Below are 16158 nucleotides of genomic sequence, written 5' to 3'. Positions count from 1 at the left end.
CGGCCCCCGTGGTCGCCGCACCCGCCCCGTGGAGGTGGTGCGCGTGGGCACCGAGTCCCACCCCGCCGTCGTCGACCGCGGCGGAAGCGTGCCCCCCGGCCGCGAAGACCAGGTGGAACGGGACCTGGCTCGCCAGCACCGCGAGCGCCGTGCGCACCGCACCGAGCCGCCGCCCCGCCAGCAGCACGCACACCACCCCGGCGAGGCAGAGCACGAGCGCCAGCAGCACGGGCTGCAGGGGCGCCGGGTCCATCGCGTGGTGGGACGCCGCGGCGCACAGCGTGCAGACGCCAGCGGCCGCCCAGCCACGGATCAACCGGGCGGGGCGGCTCACGGGGGCGTCGGAGAGCACGGGGAACGGCCGGGGTCAGGCGCGGGGCTGGTGCTCAGTCGTCCACGGCGTCACGGCCGCGGCGCACGATCAGCGGGTCCGGCGGGTAGACCACCGAGGTGTCCTTGTCCTCGTAGTCGAACTGGTTGAGGAAGAAGCGCATGGCGTTGAGCCGCGCCCGCTTCTTGTCGTTGGACTTGATGGTGATCCACGGGGCGTGGTCCGTGTCCGTGCGGCGGAAGGTCTCCTCCTTGGCCACGGTGTAGTCCTCCCAGCGGTCCAGGGAGGCGAGGTCCATGGGCGAGAGCTTCCAGCGGCGCACCGGGTCGATCTGGCGGATCGCGAAGCGGGTGCGCTGCTCGTGCTGGGTCACCGAGAACCAGAACTTGGTGAGGTGGATGCCCGAGTCCACGAGCATCTTCTCGAACACGGGCGCCTGCAGCATGAAGCTCTCGTACTGCTCGTCCGTGCAGAAGCCCATCACGCGCTCCACGTTGCCGCGGTTGTACCAGGAGCGGTCGAAGAGCACGATCTCCCCGTTGGTGGGCAGGTGCTGGATGTAGCGCTGGAAGTACCACTGGCCCTGCTCGCGGTCCGAGGGCTTGTTCAGCGCCACCACGCGGGCCGCGCGGGGGTTCAGGTGCTCGGTGAAGCGCTTGATGGTCCCGCCCTTGCCCGCGGCGTCGCGGCCCTCGAAGACGATCACGTGCTTGAGGTCGTTGTCCTGGCCCCAGTACTGGAACTTCAGCAGCTCGATCTGCAGCTGGTACTTCTCGAGCTCGTAGTCCTCCCGGGACATCCGCTCGTCGTAGGGGTACCCCTCGCGCCAGGTCTCCACGGCGCTTCCACCCGGATCGATCAGGTCCGGGTCCGGCGACTGCCCGTCCCGCACCGTGTAGCCCTGGTCCACGAGCTTGTCGATGAACTCGCGCAGGTTCTCCCGCGCCGGTTCTTGCTGGGCGGTCATGGCGTCCTCCTGGTGACCTGGCGGAGCGAACGTCTCGTTCACTGTTCTCGGTCCCGATCTTAGTTCCCCGCCTCCCCCGACGGCGCACGGGCGCCACCCCGCGAGTGTCCCGCCCCGCGACGTCGTTCCCGCACCCGCGAACACCCCGTGGCACCGCGCCGTCAGGCCCGTGGCTCACTAGAATGGAGGAGCCAGGCACCACCCGGAACCACACAGGAGCACTGAGGTAGACATGCGAATCGGGCTTATGACCAGCGGCGGGGACTGCCCCGGACTCAACGCGGTGATCCGCGGCGCGGTGCTGCACGGCATCAAGTCCTACGACCACGAATTCGTCGGCTTCCGGGACGGCTGGCGCGGCGTGGTGGAGGGCGACATCATGGAGCTGCCCCGCCAGAGCGTCCGCGGTCTCGCGCGCCAGGGCGGCACGATCCTCGGCACCTCGCGCACCAACCCGTTCGACGGCCGCAACGGCGGCCCCGAGAACATCGCGAAGGTGCTGGAGCGCCACCACATCGACGCCGTGGTGGCCATCGGCGGCGAGGGCACCCTGGCCGGGGCCAAGCGCCTCGCGGACGCCGGGCTGCCGGTGGTGGGGGTCCCCAAGACCATCGACAACGACCTCCAGGCCACGGACTACACCTTCGGCTTCGACACCGCCGTCTCGATCGCCACGGACGCCATGGACCGGCTGCGCACCACCGGCGAGTCCCACCACCGCTGCATGGTTGCCGAGGTCATGGGCCGCCACGTGGGCTGGATCGCGCTGCACTCCGGCATGGCCGCCGGCGCCCACGCGATCCTGATCCCGGAGTTCCGCGTGCACATGGAGCAGGTGGCCGAGTGGGTCCGCGAGGTCCACGACCGCGGGCGTTCACCCCTGGTGGTCGTCGCGGAGGGCTTCATCCCGGACGACCGCAAGGAGGCCATCGCGGGCAAGGGCACCGAGGCGTCCGGCCGCCCGCGGCTCGGCGGCATCGGCGAGTTCGTCACAAAGGAGATCGAGCACATCACGGGCATCGAGACCCGCAACACGATCCTCGGCCACATCCAGCGCGGCGGCGCCCCCACGGGCTTCGACCGGGTCCTCGCCACGCGCCTGGGCATCGGCGCGGTGACCATGGCCACCGAGAAGCAGTGGGGCAAGATGTGCGCCCTGCGCGGCACGGACCTCGTGCGCGTGGACTTCTCCAAGGCGCTCGACGGGCTCAAGGTGGTCCCGCAGGACCGCTACGACGAGGCCAAGGTGCTCTTCGGCCGCTGATCCCGACGACGGCGCACGGGCCGGTCCTCCCCCGAGGGCCGGCCCTGCTCGTATCCGGGTCCCGGGGCCGTCCAGCCCGCCGTGCGGGGTGTCACCGCCCCGCCGGGGTCCGTGACGGTATGCTCAGATGCGCATTCCGCCGCCGCGCGGGCCCCGCATGAGTCCCTGCGCGCGTCCGACCACGGAGCCGGCGTCCGGGGGCACGATCACGGTCTGGGACGCGGCCCATTCCTCGCGGGCCGCCCCGGCAGCGGTGGGCTCCTGGGTGGCGGCCGCACCGGAAAGGTCCGCGGGTTCCGCCTCGCTGCCCTCCGCGCCGTCTGTGGCGGGTGCGACCACGTCGCGCACCGTGAGCACCGCAGCCGGGTCCACCGACCGCTTGAGCACGGCCAGGGCAATGGGCCCGGCCTCGTGGTGCAGCTGCGCCGCTGTCACGCGGCCTACGACCTTGCCGCCCGTCTCCACAGTGGCACCGGCCTCCGGCAGGGTGTGCTGGGAGCCGTCAAGGTCCAGCAGCGTGAGCCGGCGGGGCGGGTGGCCCAGGTTGTGCACGCGGGCCACTGTCTCCTGACCCTTGTAGCAGCCCTTGGACAGGTGCACCGCGGTACGCATCCAGTCGAGCTCGTGGGGGATGCTCTTCTCGTCCGTCTCGGATCCCCACCGGGGGCGCCACGCCTCGATTCGCAGGGCCTCGGCGGCCCACGATCCGGCGAGGTCGATGCCAGCCTCCCCCAGCGCCGCGACGACCCGCTGCAGCGCGGACATCGGCACCAGGTGCTCGTACCAGGAGCGGTCCTCACCGGGGTGCGCCTCGGTGTCCGCGTACGGGTGGCCGCCGGGGGCCACGCCCGGCCACGGGTCGTGCCACACGAGAACAGCGGGGGCGGCGCCGTCGACGTCGCCCAGGGCCGTGGCGAGCTGCTCGCCGAGATCGCGCGTGGCGGCGAGCACCGCCCAGTCCGCGCTGACGTCCGTGACCGTCACCCGCAGGGCAAAGCGCATGGAGTCCAGCCAGCCGGCCAGTCCCGGGGCCTCGTCCGCCTCCGCGATCAGCCAGGTGGTCTCGCCGTCGTCGAGCACGTGCGGAGCGAACTCCACGCGGCCCTGCACACTGAGGAAGAGAGTCTCGGTGCTCTGCCCGGGCTGCAACCCGGTGAGCACCTGGGAGGAGAGGGTCGTGAGCCAGCTCAACCGGTCCGGCCCGCTCACGGTCACGACGCCGCGCTGGGACTCGTCCACGACCGCCCGGCCGCTCGCGAGGGCCCGCTGCTCCCGCACGGGATCGCCGTAGTGGGCCGCGACCCCCGCATCCAGGCCACCCGCGCCCACGGCTCCGTGGTGCTGCAGGAGTGCGGAGGTGTACGAGGGTGCTGCGTCAGTCACTGTTCGGGATCGACCTGTTCGAGTTTGGTGAGTTCGGCGGACGCGTGCGTGGCCAGTTCGTGCCCCTGGGCGGCCATGTCCCACGCCCACATGAGGTGGTTGTTGACGAGGCCGTAGAGACGGGTGCCGGAGAGGTACTCCTTGGCACCCTGCGCGCGGATCACGGCGTCCGTGGTCAGCTCCACGCGGGGGCCCTTGATCTGGCCGAGGTAGAGCTCGGAGATGCCGCCGGGCTGGGAGATGGTCACGGAGATGTCGAAGCCGCCGTCCGCGTTGCGCAGCTTCTCGACGTCCTCCGCGGAGGTGATGACCGGGACGGGGTCCGGGGGCAGCATGCCGGGGCCGATGTCACCGTCCTCGCGCGGGCGCGCCAGTTCCCAGAAGCCCTGCTCGTAGGTGGCCTCGCGCTGCGGCTCGCCCTCTTCGTCGAGGAGCGTGGTGCGCGCGCGGTAGACCAGGAACGGCAGACCGGTCTGCTCGAACGTGACCCGCTGACGGAAGGCGCGCTGCTCGGCGTCCCCGTAGCCCATGAAGCCGTTGCCCTCCCACGTGCCCAGGAGCCACGCGAAGGGAACGAGTTCGGGTGTCAGATCAGACGGGATCTCGATCGGCACGGCTTACATCTGCCCCTTGAACAGGCTGAAGATGACCTTGAGCGAGATGCCGAGGATGGCCAGACCCGCGAGACCGAGGAGGACGAGGTAGAAGATTTCGAGACCAAGCATGGGCTCACGCTACCACGGCGGCGAGCACCTGACCGGTGAAGACGGCGACCATTCCGAGCAGCGCCACGGGTGTCACGCCCAGGGTGATCATGCCCCTGCGCGGCAGGTTCTCCGGGGCCGCGGAGATCACGCGCGCGCCCGCCACCACGAGGATCAGTGTGAGCGGCGCCCCCACCCCGGCCACGGTGAGCCAGCCGGTCAGCCCCCGCTCGTGGGCAACCCCCGCGAAGGCTATCCAGCCCGAGGACGCCACGGCCGCCAGCACACCCGTCACGGAGGCCAGGGCGGACTCCAGCCGGTACTTGGCACCCTCGCCGCGCACGAGCTCCGCGACGCACGCGGCCATGAAGGACACGCCGATGATCGCGGGGAGCCAGACGAGACGCTGGGAGGGGTAGAGCTGCACGAGCAGGCACGCGAGGGTCCCGGCGGCGGCGATCAGCACGTTGTGGCGGCGTCGCGCCTGGATCCCGGCCGCCGCGGGCCAGCCGAAGCCAATCGTCACAGCCATGCCCACGGACACCACCAGTGGGGCCCACGACCCGAGCACCGCGGCGCCCAGCGCGAGGACGAGCGCCACCACGGCGGCGACAATGATGCGCGCGTACGTCATGTGCGGGGGTCCTTCGGGCCGTGGCGGGTTGCTGTGCTGCACCTCAGCCTAACGGCCTCGCCTCCAGCACCGGGCCAGGCGCCCCGCCCGGACCAACCCGGGTAATCAGGCGGTCGCTGGGGTGGTGGCCGTGGGCAGACCCGGTTCCACGGACCGCACCTCGGCCCGGACGCGGGCCCGCCGGTGCAAGCCACCGGCGACCGGGTGGCACGTGCTACCGCTCCTATACTAGAGCGGTCCTCGGCTGGCCCCGCGCGGGACCGGCCACCCCCGTCCGAGCGGATCCCACCGTGTCCCACATCGCCCTGCTCAGCCCCGCAGCCGACGCCGCGGCGACCGCGCTGCCTGCGCTGGAGCTGCTCTCGCACCGGGTGGACGTCCACCCCCTCGAGGCCACGGGCAGCCTCACCGGCCCGCGCCGCCCGGACGTCGTGGTCCTGGACGGCACGCACAACCTCGTGGCCGCGCGCAACGCGGCCCAGGCGCTGTCCGCCCGCGAGCGCACGCTGCCCGTGCTGCTCGCCGTGACCGAGGGCGGGATGGCGGCCGTGGCGGCGTCGTGGTGCGTGGACGACGTCGTGCTGAGCACCGCCGGTCCCGCCGAGGTCGAGGCGCGGCTGCGGCTCGTGAGCGCCGGGGGCGGGGCGGGCGCCGCCACCCATGACGACAGCGTGATCCGCGCCGGCTCCGTGCTGATCGACGAGGACACTTACACCGTGAAGGTGGGCGGGCGCCCCCTGAACCTCACGTTCAAGGAGTTCGAGCTGCTGAAGTTCCTCGCGCAGAACATGGGCCGGGTCTTCACCCGCCACCAGCTGCTCTCGGAGGTCTGGGGCTACGACTACTACGGGGGCACCCGCACCGTGGACGTCCACGTCCGTCGGCTGCGAGCCAAACTGGGCTCCGACCACGAGCACCTGATCACCACGGTGCGTAACGTGGGCTACAGCTTCGCCGGGGGCCGGGAACAGACCCCCTGACCACGCGAGCCCGCCACAACGAGGAGACAACCATGGCCGTGACAGTAACCCCGTACGAGAACGTCCCCGATCCGGAGGACCTCGTTGCCCTCGCCCAGCGGGCCGAGAGCGTGGACGGCGAGCCGCCGTTCTCGGACCAGACTCTCGTGGACCTCCGTTCCGGGCGCGCCGGCGTGAGCTGCGTGACCGCCACGGACGGTGGCACCCTGGTGGGTGCGGCCGTTGTGGTCCCCCAGCCGGACGCCGCCTCCACGTTCACCGTGGAGCTCGTGGTGGACCCCGAGCACCGCAACCGCGGGGTGGCCACGGCCATCGGCGGTCAGCTGCGCGCCATGGTGGACGGCACCGTGGAGGCGTGGGCGCACGGCAACCAGCCCGCCGCCCAGCGCCTCGCGGAGCTCTACAGCCTCAGCCCGGTGCGCGACCTCTACCGCTACAAGCGCGCCGTCGCCGGGGCACAGGACGTTCCCCTGGACGTGACGCTGCCCGACGGGGTGCAGATCCGTCCGTTCGAGGTGGGCAGGGACGAGCAGGCCTGGCTGCGCGTGAACTCGGAGGCCTTCGCCCAGCACCCGGAGCAGGGCCGGCTGACCCTGGGGGACCTGCAGGAGCGGGAGAACGCCCCGTGGTTCGACGCCGCGGGCTTCCTGCTGGCCGTGCGCGCCGAGGACCCGGACACCGTGCTGGGCTTCCACTGGACCAAGGTCCACCCGGCCTCGGGGGACGGTGCCGCGATGGGAGAGGTCTACGCCGTGGGCGTGGCCCCGGAGCAGCAGGGCTCGGGCATGGGCCGCGCGCTCACCGCCGCGGGCATCAACCACCTGGCGGAGCAAGGCTTGGACGAGGTCATGCTGTACGTGGACGCTGAGAACACCTCGGCGGTGGCGCTGTACGAGTCTCTGGGCTTCGAGCGCTGGCACGTGGACGTCATGTACCGCGGCTGAGCGCGGATAGCATCATTACCGAAATCCCCGCCCGCGGCTCGCGGGCGGGGGTGTTGGGTCTCGGACGACGGAGAACGGAACATGGCAAAGAACTCCCCCCCGGGCAAGTACGACATCCTCGCGGCGGGGTGCCTGTGCTGGCGGGTCGTGGACGACGAGCTGCAGGTGCTCGTCATCCACCGCCCCCGCTACGACGACTGGTCCTGGCCCAAGGGCAAGCAGGACGACGGCGAGACCCTCCCCGAGACGGCGGTGCGGGAGCTGCACGAGGAGACCGGGCTGCGGATCTGCCTGGGCGTGCATCTCGCGGACTCCGTCTACAAGGTGCGCGGCAACCTCAAGCTCGTGCGCTACTGGGCCGCGGAGGTCGCCCCCGGCGTCAAGGCCGCGCCGGAGGACGACGAGGTGGACCGCATGGAGTGGGTCACCGCGCAGCGCGCCCGGAAGTGGCTGACGAACAAGGACGACGTCGCTCCCCTGGACGAGCTGGTCCGGCTGCACTCGAGCGGGTCCCTGGCCACCCGCCCGGTGATCGTGATCCGCCATGCCAAGGCCAAGCCGCGCTCCTCGTGGCAGCGCGCCGAGGGGGACCGGCCGCTCGCGGCCACAGGCAAGCGCCAGGCCCTGGCCGTGACCCGGTTGCTCGCGTCGTGGCAGCCCCAGCGCGTGGTCACCTCACCGTGGCTTCGCTGCATGTCCACCGTGGTGCCCTACGCCAAGAAGCACGGCGTGAAGGTCAAGGAGCGGGCCCAGCTCACGGAGGCCACCCACAAGCGGCATCCCAAGCGTGCCGCGATGGTCACCGAGCAGCTCTTCGAGACGGACCGTCCCGTGGTGCTGTGCACCCACCGCCCCGTGCTGCCCACCGTGCTGAGGGTGCTCGGCAGGCACATGCCACCCGCCCTCGCGGAGCAGCTCCCGGACGCGGACCCGTACCTCAGCCCCGGGCAGATGATCGTGCTGCACATGCCCCGCGGCGCGCAGCGCTCCCCCGCCGTGGCCTTCGAGGTCATCTCTCCGTTCGACGACTGACCCGGCCACCGCGGCGTCGTCGTCCTGAAAGGAAACCCATGCCCACCATTCCCACCCCGTACGAGGACCTCCTGCGGGACGTGCTCGAGAACGGGACCCGCAAGACGGACCGCACGGGCACCGGCACGCTGTCCGTTTTCGGGCGCCAGATCCGCTACGACCTCTCCGAGTCCTTCCCTCTGCTGACCACCAAACGGGTGCACTTCAAGTCCGTGGCGCTGGAGCTGCTGTGGTTCCTCTCCGGCTCGTCGAACGTACGGTGGCTGCAGGAGCGCGGCGTGAGCATCTGGGACGAGTGGGCGGACGAGGACGGTGAGCTCGGCCCCGTCTACGGGGTGCAGTGGCGCAGTTGGCCGGCCGGGCACGGCGAGAGCATCGACCAGATCGCGCGCGTGGTGGAGTCCATCCGCACCACCCCGGACTCCCGCCGCCACCTGGTCACTGCCTGGAACCCGGCGGAGGTGGAGAAGATGGCGCTGCCCCCGTGCCACGCCCTGTTCCAGTTCTACGTGCAGCCCCGCGAAGAGGGCCCGGACGCCCTGAGCTGCCAGCTCTACCAGCGCTCGGCGGACCTGTTTCTGGGCGTGCCGTTCAACATCGCCTCCTACGCGCTGCTCACGGTCATGGTGGCCCAGCAGTGCGACCTGGTGCCCGGCGAGTTCGTGTGGACCGGCGGCGACTGCCACATCTACACCAACCACGTGGAGCAGGTGGCCACTCAGCTCTCCCGTGAGCCCTACCCGTACCCGCGGCTGCGGCTCGCCCGGCGGCCGGAGTCCATCTTCGACTACCGTTACGAGGACTTCGAGGTGCTCGACTACCAGCACCACCCCGGCATCAAGGCACCGGTGGCGGTGTGAGCGCGCGCGGCACGTCACGGCAGCCCGTGGTGGGCGGGATCTGGGCGCAGACGCCGGGCGGGGTGATCGGCGTGGACGGCGGGATCCCGTGGCACCTTTCGGAGGACCTGAAGTTCTTCGCCCGCACCACGATCGGGCACCCCGTGGTCATGGGTCGGCGCACGTGGGAGTCCTTCCCCGAGCGCTTCCGGCCGCTGCCCGGGCGCCCCAACATCGTGGTCACCTCCCACCCGGAGTCCGTCCCCGCTGACGGCGAGCACGTGTGGGCCGTGGACTCCTACGACGCCGCGCTGCGCCTGGCGGTGTCCCTCACCGAGGATCCCCCGGCCGGGAAGGACGGCGCCAGCTCCCCCGGCCACGCCCCCGACGGGAGCCGGGGCGCGGAGTCCGCGAGCGGCGTCGTCGGCTCCCGCGCCGGTGACGAAGCGGACGCCCCCGAACCCGCCCGGGAGATCTGGGTGATCGGGGGGCCGCGCGTGTGGCGCGAGGCCGCCGCGCACCCCGCACTGCCCCTGACCCGCGTGCTCGTGACCACCGTGGAGATGGACGTCCCCGGGGACACCCACGCCCCCGCGCTCGACGCCGCGTGGCACCGCACCCAGGTCGAGGACTGGACCGTGGCCGGCAACGGCACCCGGTTCCGGATCGACGAGTACGTCCGCGAGCCCATGGGATAGCGTGATCTCCCACACACCCGAACGACCGGAGGTCCCCACCGTGACGAGCGAGAACACCCCACAGGTCAACACGAGCCCGCAGCTGCGGATCATCCCCAACCACGACGCCTCCCGCTACGAGCTGTGGGACGGGGAGCAGTACATCGGCTTCCTGGGCGTGGAGGTGCTGGAGGACGGCACCGTGGACCTGCAGCACACCATCGTCTCCGAGCAGTTCGGCCGCCAGGGCTACGCGCGCACGCTCGTGACCCGGGTGCTGGACGACTACCGCGAGCGCGGAGTGAAGGTCCGGGCCACGTGCAGCTACGTCCAGGACTACATGGACCGTTTCCCCGGCTACCGGGACCTGCTGGCCAGCACCCCCGCCCCGGGGGCCCGCGACTGAACAGGCCCGGGGCTGAACGGGCGTCGCCGGTAGAGTGGTGGGCATGACTTCACACCCCACCGCTGTAGGTTTCATCGGGTGGCGCGGCATGGTGGGCTCCGTGCTCATGGACCGGCTGCGCGCCGAGAACGACTTCGCGGGCCTGGACCCCGTGTTCTTCTCCACGTCCAACGCCGGGGGCGCCGCTCCCGCCATCGAGGGTGCCGGGGACACCGGGACCCTGAAGGACGCCTACGACCTCGACGAGCTCGAGAAGCTCCCCGTGGTGGTCACCACGCAGGGCGGGGACTACACCAAGGCCGTGCACGGCGACCTGCGCGCCCGCGGCTGGGACGGCATCTGGATCGACGCCGCGTCCACCCTGCGCATGAACGACGACGCCGTGATCGTGCTGGACCCCGTGAACCGAGACGTCATCGACTCCGCCCTGGAGCGCGGCGTGAAGGACTTCGTGGGCGGCAACTGCACGGTCTCGTGCATGCTCATGGGCCTGGGCGGACTGTTCCGCAACAACCTGGTGGAGTGGGCCACGTCCATGACCTACCAGGCGGCCTCCGGCGGCGGCGCGCGGCACATGCGCGAGGTGATCCAGCAGTTCGGGGACATCCACGGCGCCGTGGCGGACGAGCTGGCGGACCCGGCCTCCGCGATCCTGGAGATCGACCGCGCGGTGCTCGCCAAACAGCGCAGCGGGGAGCTGGACACCACCCAGTTCGGGGTGCCGCTGTCCGGCTCACTGATCCCGTGGATCGACGCCGACCTCGGCAACGGCCAGTCCCGCGAGGAGTGGAAGGCCCAGGCGGAGACCAACAAGATCCTGGGGCGCGGTGCGGAGAACACCATTCCGGTGGACGGGCTGTGCGTGCGGATCGCCGCCATGCGCTCCCACTCGCAGGCGCTGACCCTCAAGCTGCGGGACGAGGTTCCCGTGGTGGAGATCGAACGGCTGCTCGACGCGGACAACGAGTGGGCCACCGTGGTGCCCAACACCAAGGAGGACTCCATGCGGAACCTCACCCCCGTGGCAGCCTCCGGCTCCCTGCAGATCCCCGTGGGCCGCATCCGCCCCATGAGCATGGGCCCGCAGTACATCTCCGCGTTCACCGTGGGCGACCAGCTGCTGTGGGGTGCCGCGGAGCCCGTGCGGCGCATGCTGAAGATCGCGACAGGAACGCTCTGACGCGGCCGTTCTGACGCGGCTCTCGCGCGGCGCAGCGCGCGCCCTCTGGGACGGATCGCGCGGGTCCCAGGCCGGGCACGGCGTCGTCGTCGACACGCGTTCCCATGCGACCCGCGGCAGGTGCCGCGCGGCACGCAGGAGCGACAACGGAGCTAGGAGACCTCGGGGGTCTCGGCACGCAGGTGCCGGGGCCCCTGTTTCTGTGGGCGGGGCCTGTCGCGGGCCCGGCGGTAGCGCCGCTCCGCGACCAGGTTGGTCCACCACCGCCACACGCGCAGGGCCGCGCGCTTGATGCGCAGGTTGAGCCGGTGCGCCCACTCGAACTCGGTGCTCCAGATCCCGATCCCCAGGAAGATGGACAGCCATCCCGGGCCGGGGGTCACGAGCATCACGATCCCCGCGAGCACGAAGACCGTGCCGAGTACGATCACCGTGGCCTTGTGGAGCACCCGCAGCGCGGGGTGCCGGTCCGAGACCGCGCGCATCCGCAGCACGAACTGGTGGACGCGCCCGCCCTGCTCGCCGCGTTCGATCTCCTCGTGCAGCTCGGAGCTCACCGCCGGGCCGCCCGCGTCACAGGGACAGCCCGAGCAGCACGGGCTCGGGCACCAGGGTGATCCCGAAGACCTCGGCCACCCCGCGCTGCGCGGTGCGGGCCACGGCGGCGACGTCCTCCCCCGTGGCGGAGCCCCGGTTGGTCATCGCGAGCGTGTGCTTCGTGGACAACGAGGCCCGGCCGCCGGCCACGGCGGCACCGTCCAAGTCCAGCAGCTCGTTGCGGGTTCCCGGCAGGCCGAAGCCCTTGCCGAAGCCCGCGTGGTCGATCAGCCACGCCGCGGAGAACTTCACGGCGCCGGGCACCTCGTGGCCGCGGGCGTCCAGCACGGGATAGCGCGGGGCGTCCGCGGGGATCCGGTCGCTGAGCTCGTCGTGGGCGACCACGGGGTTGGTGAAGAACGACCCGGTGCTGAAGGTGTCCCGGTCCTCGGGGTCCAGGACCATGCCCTTGCTCGCGCGCAGCCGCAGGACGGTCTCGCGCACCAGCTCCAGCGGCGCCCGCTCCCCCGCCTCCACACCGAGTGCGGTGGCGAGCTGCGCGTAGCGCACGGGCATGGACTCGTCCTGGCGCCGCAGCCGGAACGTCACGGACAGCACCACGTAGCGGGGCGACCCGGCGTTCATGCTGCGCTTCAGTGCGGAATCCCGGTAGGAGAACTCGAGCTCCTCGAAGCCGAAGGTGCGCTCGCGCCGCTCCTCGCGGTCCCACGTGCGCACGCTCTCGATGGTCTGGGAGACCTCCGCGCCGTACGCCCCCACGTTCTGCACGGGGGTCGCGCCCGCGGTGCCGGGGATCCCCGCGAGGGTCTCCAGGCCAGCGAGCCCCAGGGCCACGGTCTCGCGCACGACGTCGTCCCACGGGTGCCCCGCGGCGACCTCCACGAGCACCTCGCCGTCCGCGTCCTCGGTCACGACGACGCCGCGCGAGGCCACGTGCACGACCGTCCCCTCGAAGCGCTGCTCGGAGGCCAGGATGTTGGACCCGCCGCCCACGAGCAGCACGCGCTGCGCGGCGTCGTCGGCGGCCGCAACCGCAGCCAGCAGCTCCTCCTCGGTGCCCGCCTCCACGAGCTGTGCGGCGGGTCCGCCCACGGCGGTGGTCGTGAGGTCGGACAGGCGCAGAGCATTCATGAAAGCAACTCTATCCGGGGAACCTCACGACCGCCTGGGCCTTCACGAGCACCTTGAGGGGCTTCGCGGTGGCGGGGTCCGCGTCCGGCTCCGAGAGGTCCGGTGCGGTGACGGTGAGGTCCACGCGGGCGGTGCGGGCCTCGGCGTCGACCGCGCCCACCACGCCGCTCACGGTGAGTGCCGTGCTCGGTGTGACGGTGGTGTCGAACGCGTTGGGGACCACCACGGGCTTGGTGAAGCGCGTCTGGTAGTCCACCACGGCTCCGGGGGCACCCGCCCACTCGGTGACGAGACCCACGGCGGCACCCATGGTGAACATGCCGTGCGCGATCACGTTGGGCAGGCCCACGGAGCGCGCGAACTCCTCGTTCCAGTGGATGGGGTTCCGGTCCCCGGACGCCCCGGCGTAGGCCACGAGGTCCGCGCGGGACACCTCCACGGTGCGCTCCCCCACGGACTGGCCCTTCTCGACGCTCTCGAACTCCACGTTCACTGCTCCTCACCCCGCACCAGCAGGGACGACACGGTGGTGGCAACCTTCTCACCGGCCACGGTGGTGACCTCCACGCGGGAGGTGACCATGGCCCCGCCGCCCAGCGGGCGCACGGCGTCCACGGTCACGGCGGCGGTCAGCTCGTCCCCGGCCACGATCGGGCGGTGGTGCGTGAACCGCTGGTCCGCGTGCACCACACGGGAGAAGTCGATCCCGGCCTCGGGGTCGTTGACGAGCGAGGCATCCGCCTTCTGGGAGACGACGATCGCGAAGGTGGGCGGCGCCACGAGGTCCGCGTACCCGGCGGCCTGTGCCGCGGCGACGTCGTGGTGGGCGGGGTCCGTGGCCTTCACGGCCGCGGCGAACTCGCGGATCTTCTCGCGACCCACCTGGTACGGGGCGATGGACGGGTAGGTCCTGCCCACCACGTCTGCGGATACGGCCATCTTCTCCTCGATTCCTCACGGGGTTTCCGGGGCCCAGCCTATCCGGTGGACTGGACGGGTCTCGGGTCCCGGTCTCGGGTCGCGACGGCGCCCGGGGACGTTCGCGATCCGGGAGCGTCCGCGCCCCCGGGGCACTCCGCAACCCAGGAGGCTCGGCAGCCCCGGGCGCTCCGCAGCCCAAGAGCCCGGCAACCCAAGAGCCCGGCAACCCAAGAGCCCGGCAACCCAGAGTGCTCCCGTCCGCAGGACGTCCGGTGCTCAGGCGGTGCGGCCGGCCCCGCCTGTGGGATGCGCGGTGTAGAGCTGCCCGCTCCAGCCCACGTTGCGGCGGGAGGCCACCTCGTACCCGCTCGCGGCCAGGAGCTCGCGGAACCGCGAGTCCGTGCGTGCCCCGCCGCCGGTGAGGGCGAAGTCGACGACGCCGTGCGCCACGTCGTGCTCCTCAGCACCCACGGGATCGAGCATCTCGTCCATCACGTACAGCCCCGCCGCGGGCCGCAGGGCCTCCAGCAGCCGCTGCGCGCGCTCGTCCGTGCGGCGGGTGAGCTCCATGGCCAGGACCACCGCGTCGAAGGGCTCGCCCGGCGCGCCGTCCGCGTCGCCGCCCCCTGACCGCGGGTTGTCGCCGTGCCGTCCGTGGTCGTCGTGGGCATCGGGTGTCTCGTCGCTCGGCAGGGGCGCGTGGCCGATTAGGGGGTGGGCCGCGTGCCGACGGCGCAGCACCTCCAGCTCGGCGGGCTCTGCGAGCACCGTGACGTGCAGCCCGGGCTGCTCCCGCACGAAGAGCTCCGCGAGCCCGCCCGCCGCGGGACCGGCCACGGCCAGCGTGCGGCACTGCGCGAGGGGCAGCATGCCCGCCAGGGTGGGGCCGTAGTAGTCGGCGAACTCCTCCGCCTCCTCCTGCTGCCCCGCCACGAGGTCCGGGCGGGACGCCAGGTCCGCGCGGGTCCGCGCCCGGGCCGAGCGGGCGCCGTCGCCCCCGCGGACCGCCGCGAGCAGCGAGAGACCGGCCGTGATCTCCTCCCAGGCCTCCGCACCGTCCAGGTCCAGGTCCTCGCCCAGGTGCTCGTCGAGCAGCTCGCGCCCGAGCTCCAGCAGGCCGTACGCCGCAGGAGTGCCGTGCGCCTCCAGGACGTCGTGCACCACGAGGTACGGCAGCAGCCGCTCCAGCCCCTCCGCGGGGACCTCCAGGGCGTCCGCCAGGTCCGTGGCGGTGCGCGGTCCGTCGGCCAGGGCGTCCGGGACCCCGAGCGTCACGGCGGTGCGGATCGCGAAGGCGGGGAGCACTCCGGTGAGGGCTTCGAGGCGCTCGTGCAGCGCGTGGCCGGCCTCGGACTGCGGAATCTCCGGATCCGCCGCGGAGACGGCCGTGGGCTGGCGCTTCCAGTACCCGGTGACCTCCATCTGCTCGCGGCCCAGGCCCTTCTCGTTGCGCAGCCAGCGGCGGATGGGGGTGAGCGTGGTCGCCTCGCCCGCCACCCACGCGAACGGGGTGCCGGGCCACCACTCGGTGCTCGTGAGCGCGTCCTGGAGCACCGTGGTGGTGCCGGGCTCGGCCCCGTGGCGCGAGAGCCACGTCAGCTCCACGCCCTCGGGCACCGTGAGCTCCTGGCGGTGGCTCGAGCTGGCCACCTCGATGAACACCTTGCCGCGCTCCCCCGCGGGCCACTCCTCTAGCCAGCGCGCAATGGCCGGCAGGGCCGTCTCGTCCCCGGCCACGAGCGTCCAGTCGGCCCCCACGGGGTGCGAGCCGGAGGACTTGGGCCCGGCCACCGGGATCCGCTCCCCCGGAACGACCCGCCGCGCCCACGTGGTGGCCATGCCCACGCCGTGCACCACGAAGTCCACGTCCAGCTCGCCGGCCTCCGGATCCCAGCGGCGCACCGTGTACGTGCGGGGCACCAGGCGCTCGTCCCGCGGCCAGATGACCGTGCCGTCCGCCTGCTCGGGGATCAGCGGCTCGGTGAGCGAAGGGTGCGTGAGAAAGATCTTGAACTCGTCGTCGAAGCCGTCCGAGCGGAACGCGTTGACGGGCATGCCGTTGGGGGCGGTGTGCGCCCGCAGCCCCTCCCCGCCCAGGGTGACCCTGCGCATCCCGGGCGTCACGTCCCGGACCCGCAGCACCTCCAGCTCGCGCACGGTGATGGGGTAGATCTCGGTCCGCCTCATGCTCTGAGCCATGCCCACTC

The 16158-nt window shown here is 72.1% G+C and carries 17 protein-coding genes and 1 pseudogene; 8 read left to right on the top strand and 10 right to left on the bottom strand.

From position 1 onward, the window contains the following. Nucleotides 1-334, bottom strand: a pseudogene (locus D8M39_RS06110) (hypothetical protein); the annotation flags it as partial. 52 nt (nucleotides 335-386) lie between these two features. After that, the gene (gene ppk2, locus D8M39_RS06105) at nucleotides 387-1298 is read right to left on the bottom strand and encodes a polyphosphate kinase 2 (RefSeq protein WP_172644385.1); all 912 of its coding nucleotides are present in this window, start codon (nucleotides 1296-1298) and stop codon (nucleotides 387-389) included. A 232-nt stretch (nucleotides 1299-1530) separates the two neighbouring features. On the opposite strand from ppk2, the gene D8M39_RS06100 reads away from it, so the two are divergent. Next, on the top strand, nucleotides 1531-2562 hold the full coding sequence (locus D8M39_RS06100; RefSeq protein ID WP_126874634.1) for a 6-phosphofructokinase: 1032 nt from the start codon (nucleotides 1531-1533) through the stop codon (nucleotides 2560-2562). A 123-nt stretch (nucleotides 2563-2685) separates the two neighbouring features. Here D8M39_RS06100 and D8M39_RS06095 read toward each other — a convergent pair whose 3' ends face one another. The 3 genes from D8M39_RS06095 to D8M39_RS06085 all read right to left on the bottom strand — a co-directional run bounded on the left by D8M39_RS06095 (nucleotide 2686) and on the right by D8M39_RS06085 (nucleotide 5283). Continuing rightward, the gene (locus D8M39_RS06095; RefSeq protein ID WP_094394966.1) at nucleotides 2686-3945 is read right to left on the bottom strand and encodes a folate-binding protein YgfZ; all 1260 of its coding nucleotides are present in this window, start codon (nucleotides 3943-3945) and stop codon (nucleotides 2686-2688) included. Beyond that, nucleotides 3942-4559, bottom strand: a complete 618-nt coding sequence (locus D8M39_RS06090; RefSeq protein WP_055085600.1) for an FABP family protein — start codon at nucleotides 4557-4559, stop codon at nucleotides 3942-3944. The genes D8M39_RS06095 and D8M39_RS06090 overlap by 4 nt, the downstream gene beginning before the upstream one ends. 115 nt (nucleotides 4560-4674) lie before the next feature. Further along, nucleotides 4675-5283 carry a hypothetical protein gene (locus D8M39_RS06085; RefSeq protein ID WP_094394968.1) on the bottom strand — a complete coding sequence of 203 codons (609 nt, stop codon included), beginning with the start codon at nucleotides 5281-5283 and terminating at the stop codon, nucleotides 4675-4677. A 290-nt stretch (nucleotides 5284-5573) separates the two neighbouring features. Between D8M39_RS06085 and D8M39_RS06080 the strand changes: the two genes are divergently transcribed. From D8M39_RS06080 to asd, 7 genes are all read left to right on the top strand, one after another. Beyond that, on the top strand, nucleotides 5574-6263 hold the full coding sequence (locus D8M39_RS06080) for a response regulator transcription factor (RefSeq protein ID WP_055085596.1): 690 nt from the start codon (nucleotides 5574-5576) through the stop codon (nucleotides 6261-6263). A gap of 32 nt (nucleotides 6264-6295) precedes the next feature. Further along, on the top strand, nucleotides 6296-7207 hold the full coding sequence (mshD, locus tag D8M39_RS06075; protein ID WP_055085594.1) for a mycothiol synthase: 912 nt from the start codon (nucleotides 6296-6298) through the stop codon (nucleotides 7205-7207). An 81-nt stretch (nucleotides 7208-7288) separates the two neighbouring features. Next, the gene (locus tag D8M39_RS06070) at nucleotides 7289-8239 is read left to right on the top strand and encodes an NUDIX hydrolase (RefSeq protein ID WP_055085591.1); all 951 of its coding nucleotides are present in this window, start codon (nucleotides 7289-7291) and stop codon (nucleotides 8237-8239) included. A 38-nt stretch (nucleotides 8240-8277) separates the two neighbouring features. Next, a complete protein-coding gene (locus D8M39_RS06065) occupies nucleotides 8278-9099 on the top strand; it encodes a thymidylate synthase (protein ID WP_055085589.1) in 822 nt (273 codons plus the stop codon). Beyond that, the gene (locus D8M39_RS06060; protein ID WP_238693979.1) at nucleotides 9096-9776 is read left to right on the top strand and encodes a dihydrofolate reductase; all 681 of its coding nucleotides are present in this window, start codon (nucleotides 9096-9098) and stop codon (nucleotides 9774-9776) included. The genes D8M39_RS06065 and D8M39_RS06060 overlap by 4 nt, the downstream gene beginning before the upstream one ends. Nucleotides 9777-9816: 40 nt before the next feature. After that, on the top strand, nucleotides 9817-10161 hold the full coding sequence (locus D8M39_RS06055; RefSeq protein ID WP_055085609.1) for a GNAT family N-acetyltransferase: 345 nt from the start codon (nucleotides 9817-9819) through the stop codon (nucleotides 10159-10161). Between the two features lie 43 nt (nucleotides 10162-10204). Continuing rightward, the gene (asd, locus tag D8M39_RS06050) at nucleotides 10205-11341 is read left to right on the top strand and encodes an aspartate-semialdehyde dehydrogenase (RefSeq protein ID WP_055085607.1); all 1137 of its coding nucleotides are present in this window, start codon (nucleotides 10205-10207) and stop codon (nucleotides 11339-11341) included. Between the two features lie 152 nt (nucleotides 11342-11493). Here asd and D8M39_RS06045 read toward each other — a convergent pair whose 3' ends face one another. The 5 genes from D8M39_RS06045 to D8M39_RS06025 all read right to left on the bottom strand — a co-directional run bounded on the left by D8M39_RS06045 (nucleotide 11494) and on the right by D8M39_RS06025 (nucleotide 16150). Next, the gene (locus tag D8M39_RS06045; RefSeq protein ID WP_055085587.1) at nucleotides 11494-11898 is read right to left on the bottom strand and encodes a PGPGW domain-containing protein; all 405 of its coding nucleotides are present in this window, start codon (nucleotides 11896-11898) and stop codon (nucleotides 11494-11496) included. 16 nt (nucleotides 11899-11914) lie between these two features. After that, nucleotides 11915-13030, bottom strand: coding sequence for a UDP-N-acetylmuramate dehydrogenase (locus tag D8M39_RS06040; RefSeq protein ID WP_055085584.1), 1116 nt, complete (start codon nucleotides 13028-13030; stop codon nucleotides 11915-11917). Between the two features lie 10 nt (nucleotides 13031-13040). Next, the gene (locus tag D8M39_RS06035; protein ID WP_055085583.1) at nucleotides 13041-13523 is read right to left on the bottom strand and encodes a MaoC/PaaZ C-terminal domain-containing protein; all 483 of its coding nucleotides are present in this window, start codon (nucleotides 13521-13523) and stop codon (nucleotides 13041-13043) included. Next, entirely contained in the window at nucleotides 13520-13969 is a 450-nt protein-coding gene (locus tag D8M39_RS06030; protein WP_126874633.1) for a MaoC family dehydratase N-terminal domain-containing protein, read from the bottom strand. The genes D8M39_RS06035 and D8M39_RS06030 overlap by 4 nt, the downstream gene beginning before the upstream one ends. A gap of 258 nt (nucleotides 13970-14227) precedes the next feature. Then, nucleotides 14228-16150, bottom strand: a complete 1923-nt coding sequence (locus D8M39_RS06025) for a siderophore-interacting protein (protein WP_055085580.1) — start codon at nucleotides 16148-16150, stop codon at nucleotides 14228-14230. Between the last annotated feature and the right edge of the window lie 8 nt (nucleotides 16151-16158).

The sequence above is a fragment of the Kocuria sp. HSID17590 genome, assembly GCF_003989485.1.
Lineage (GTDB): Bacteria > Actinomycetota > Actinomycetes > Actinomycetales > Micrococcaceae > Kocuria > Kocuria salsicia.
Note: the sequence above shows the minus strand (reverse complement) of the source record. Positions and strands in the feature narration are given on the sequence as shown.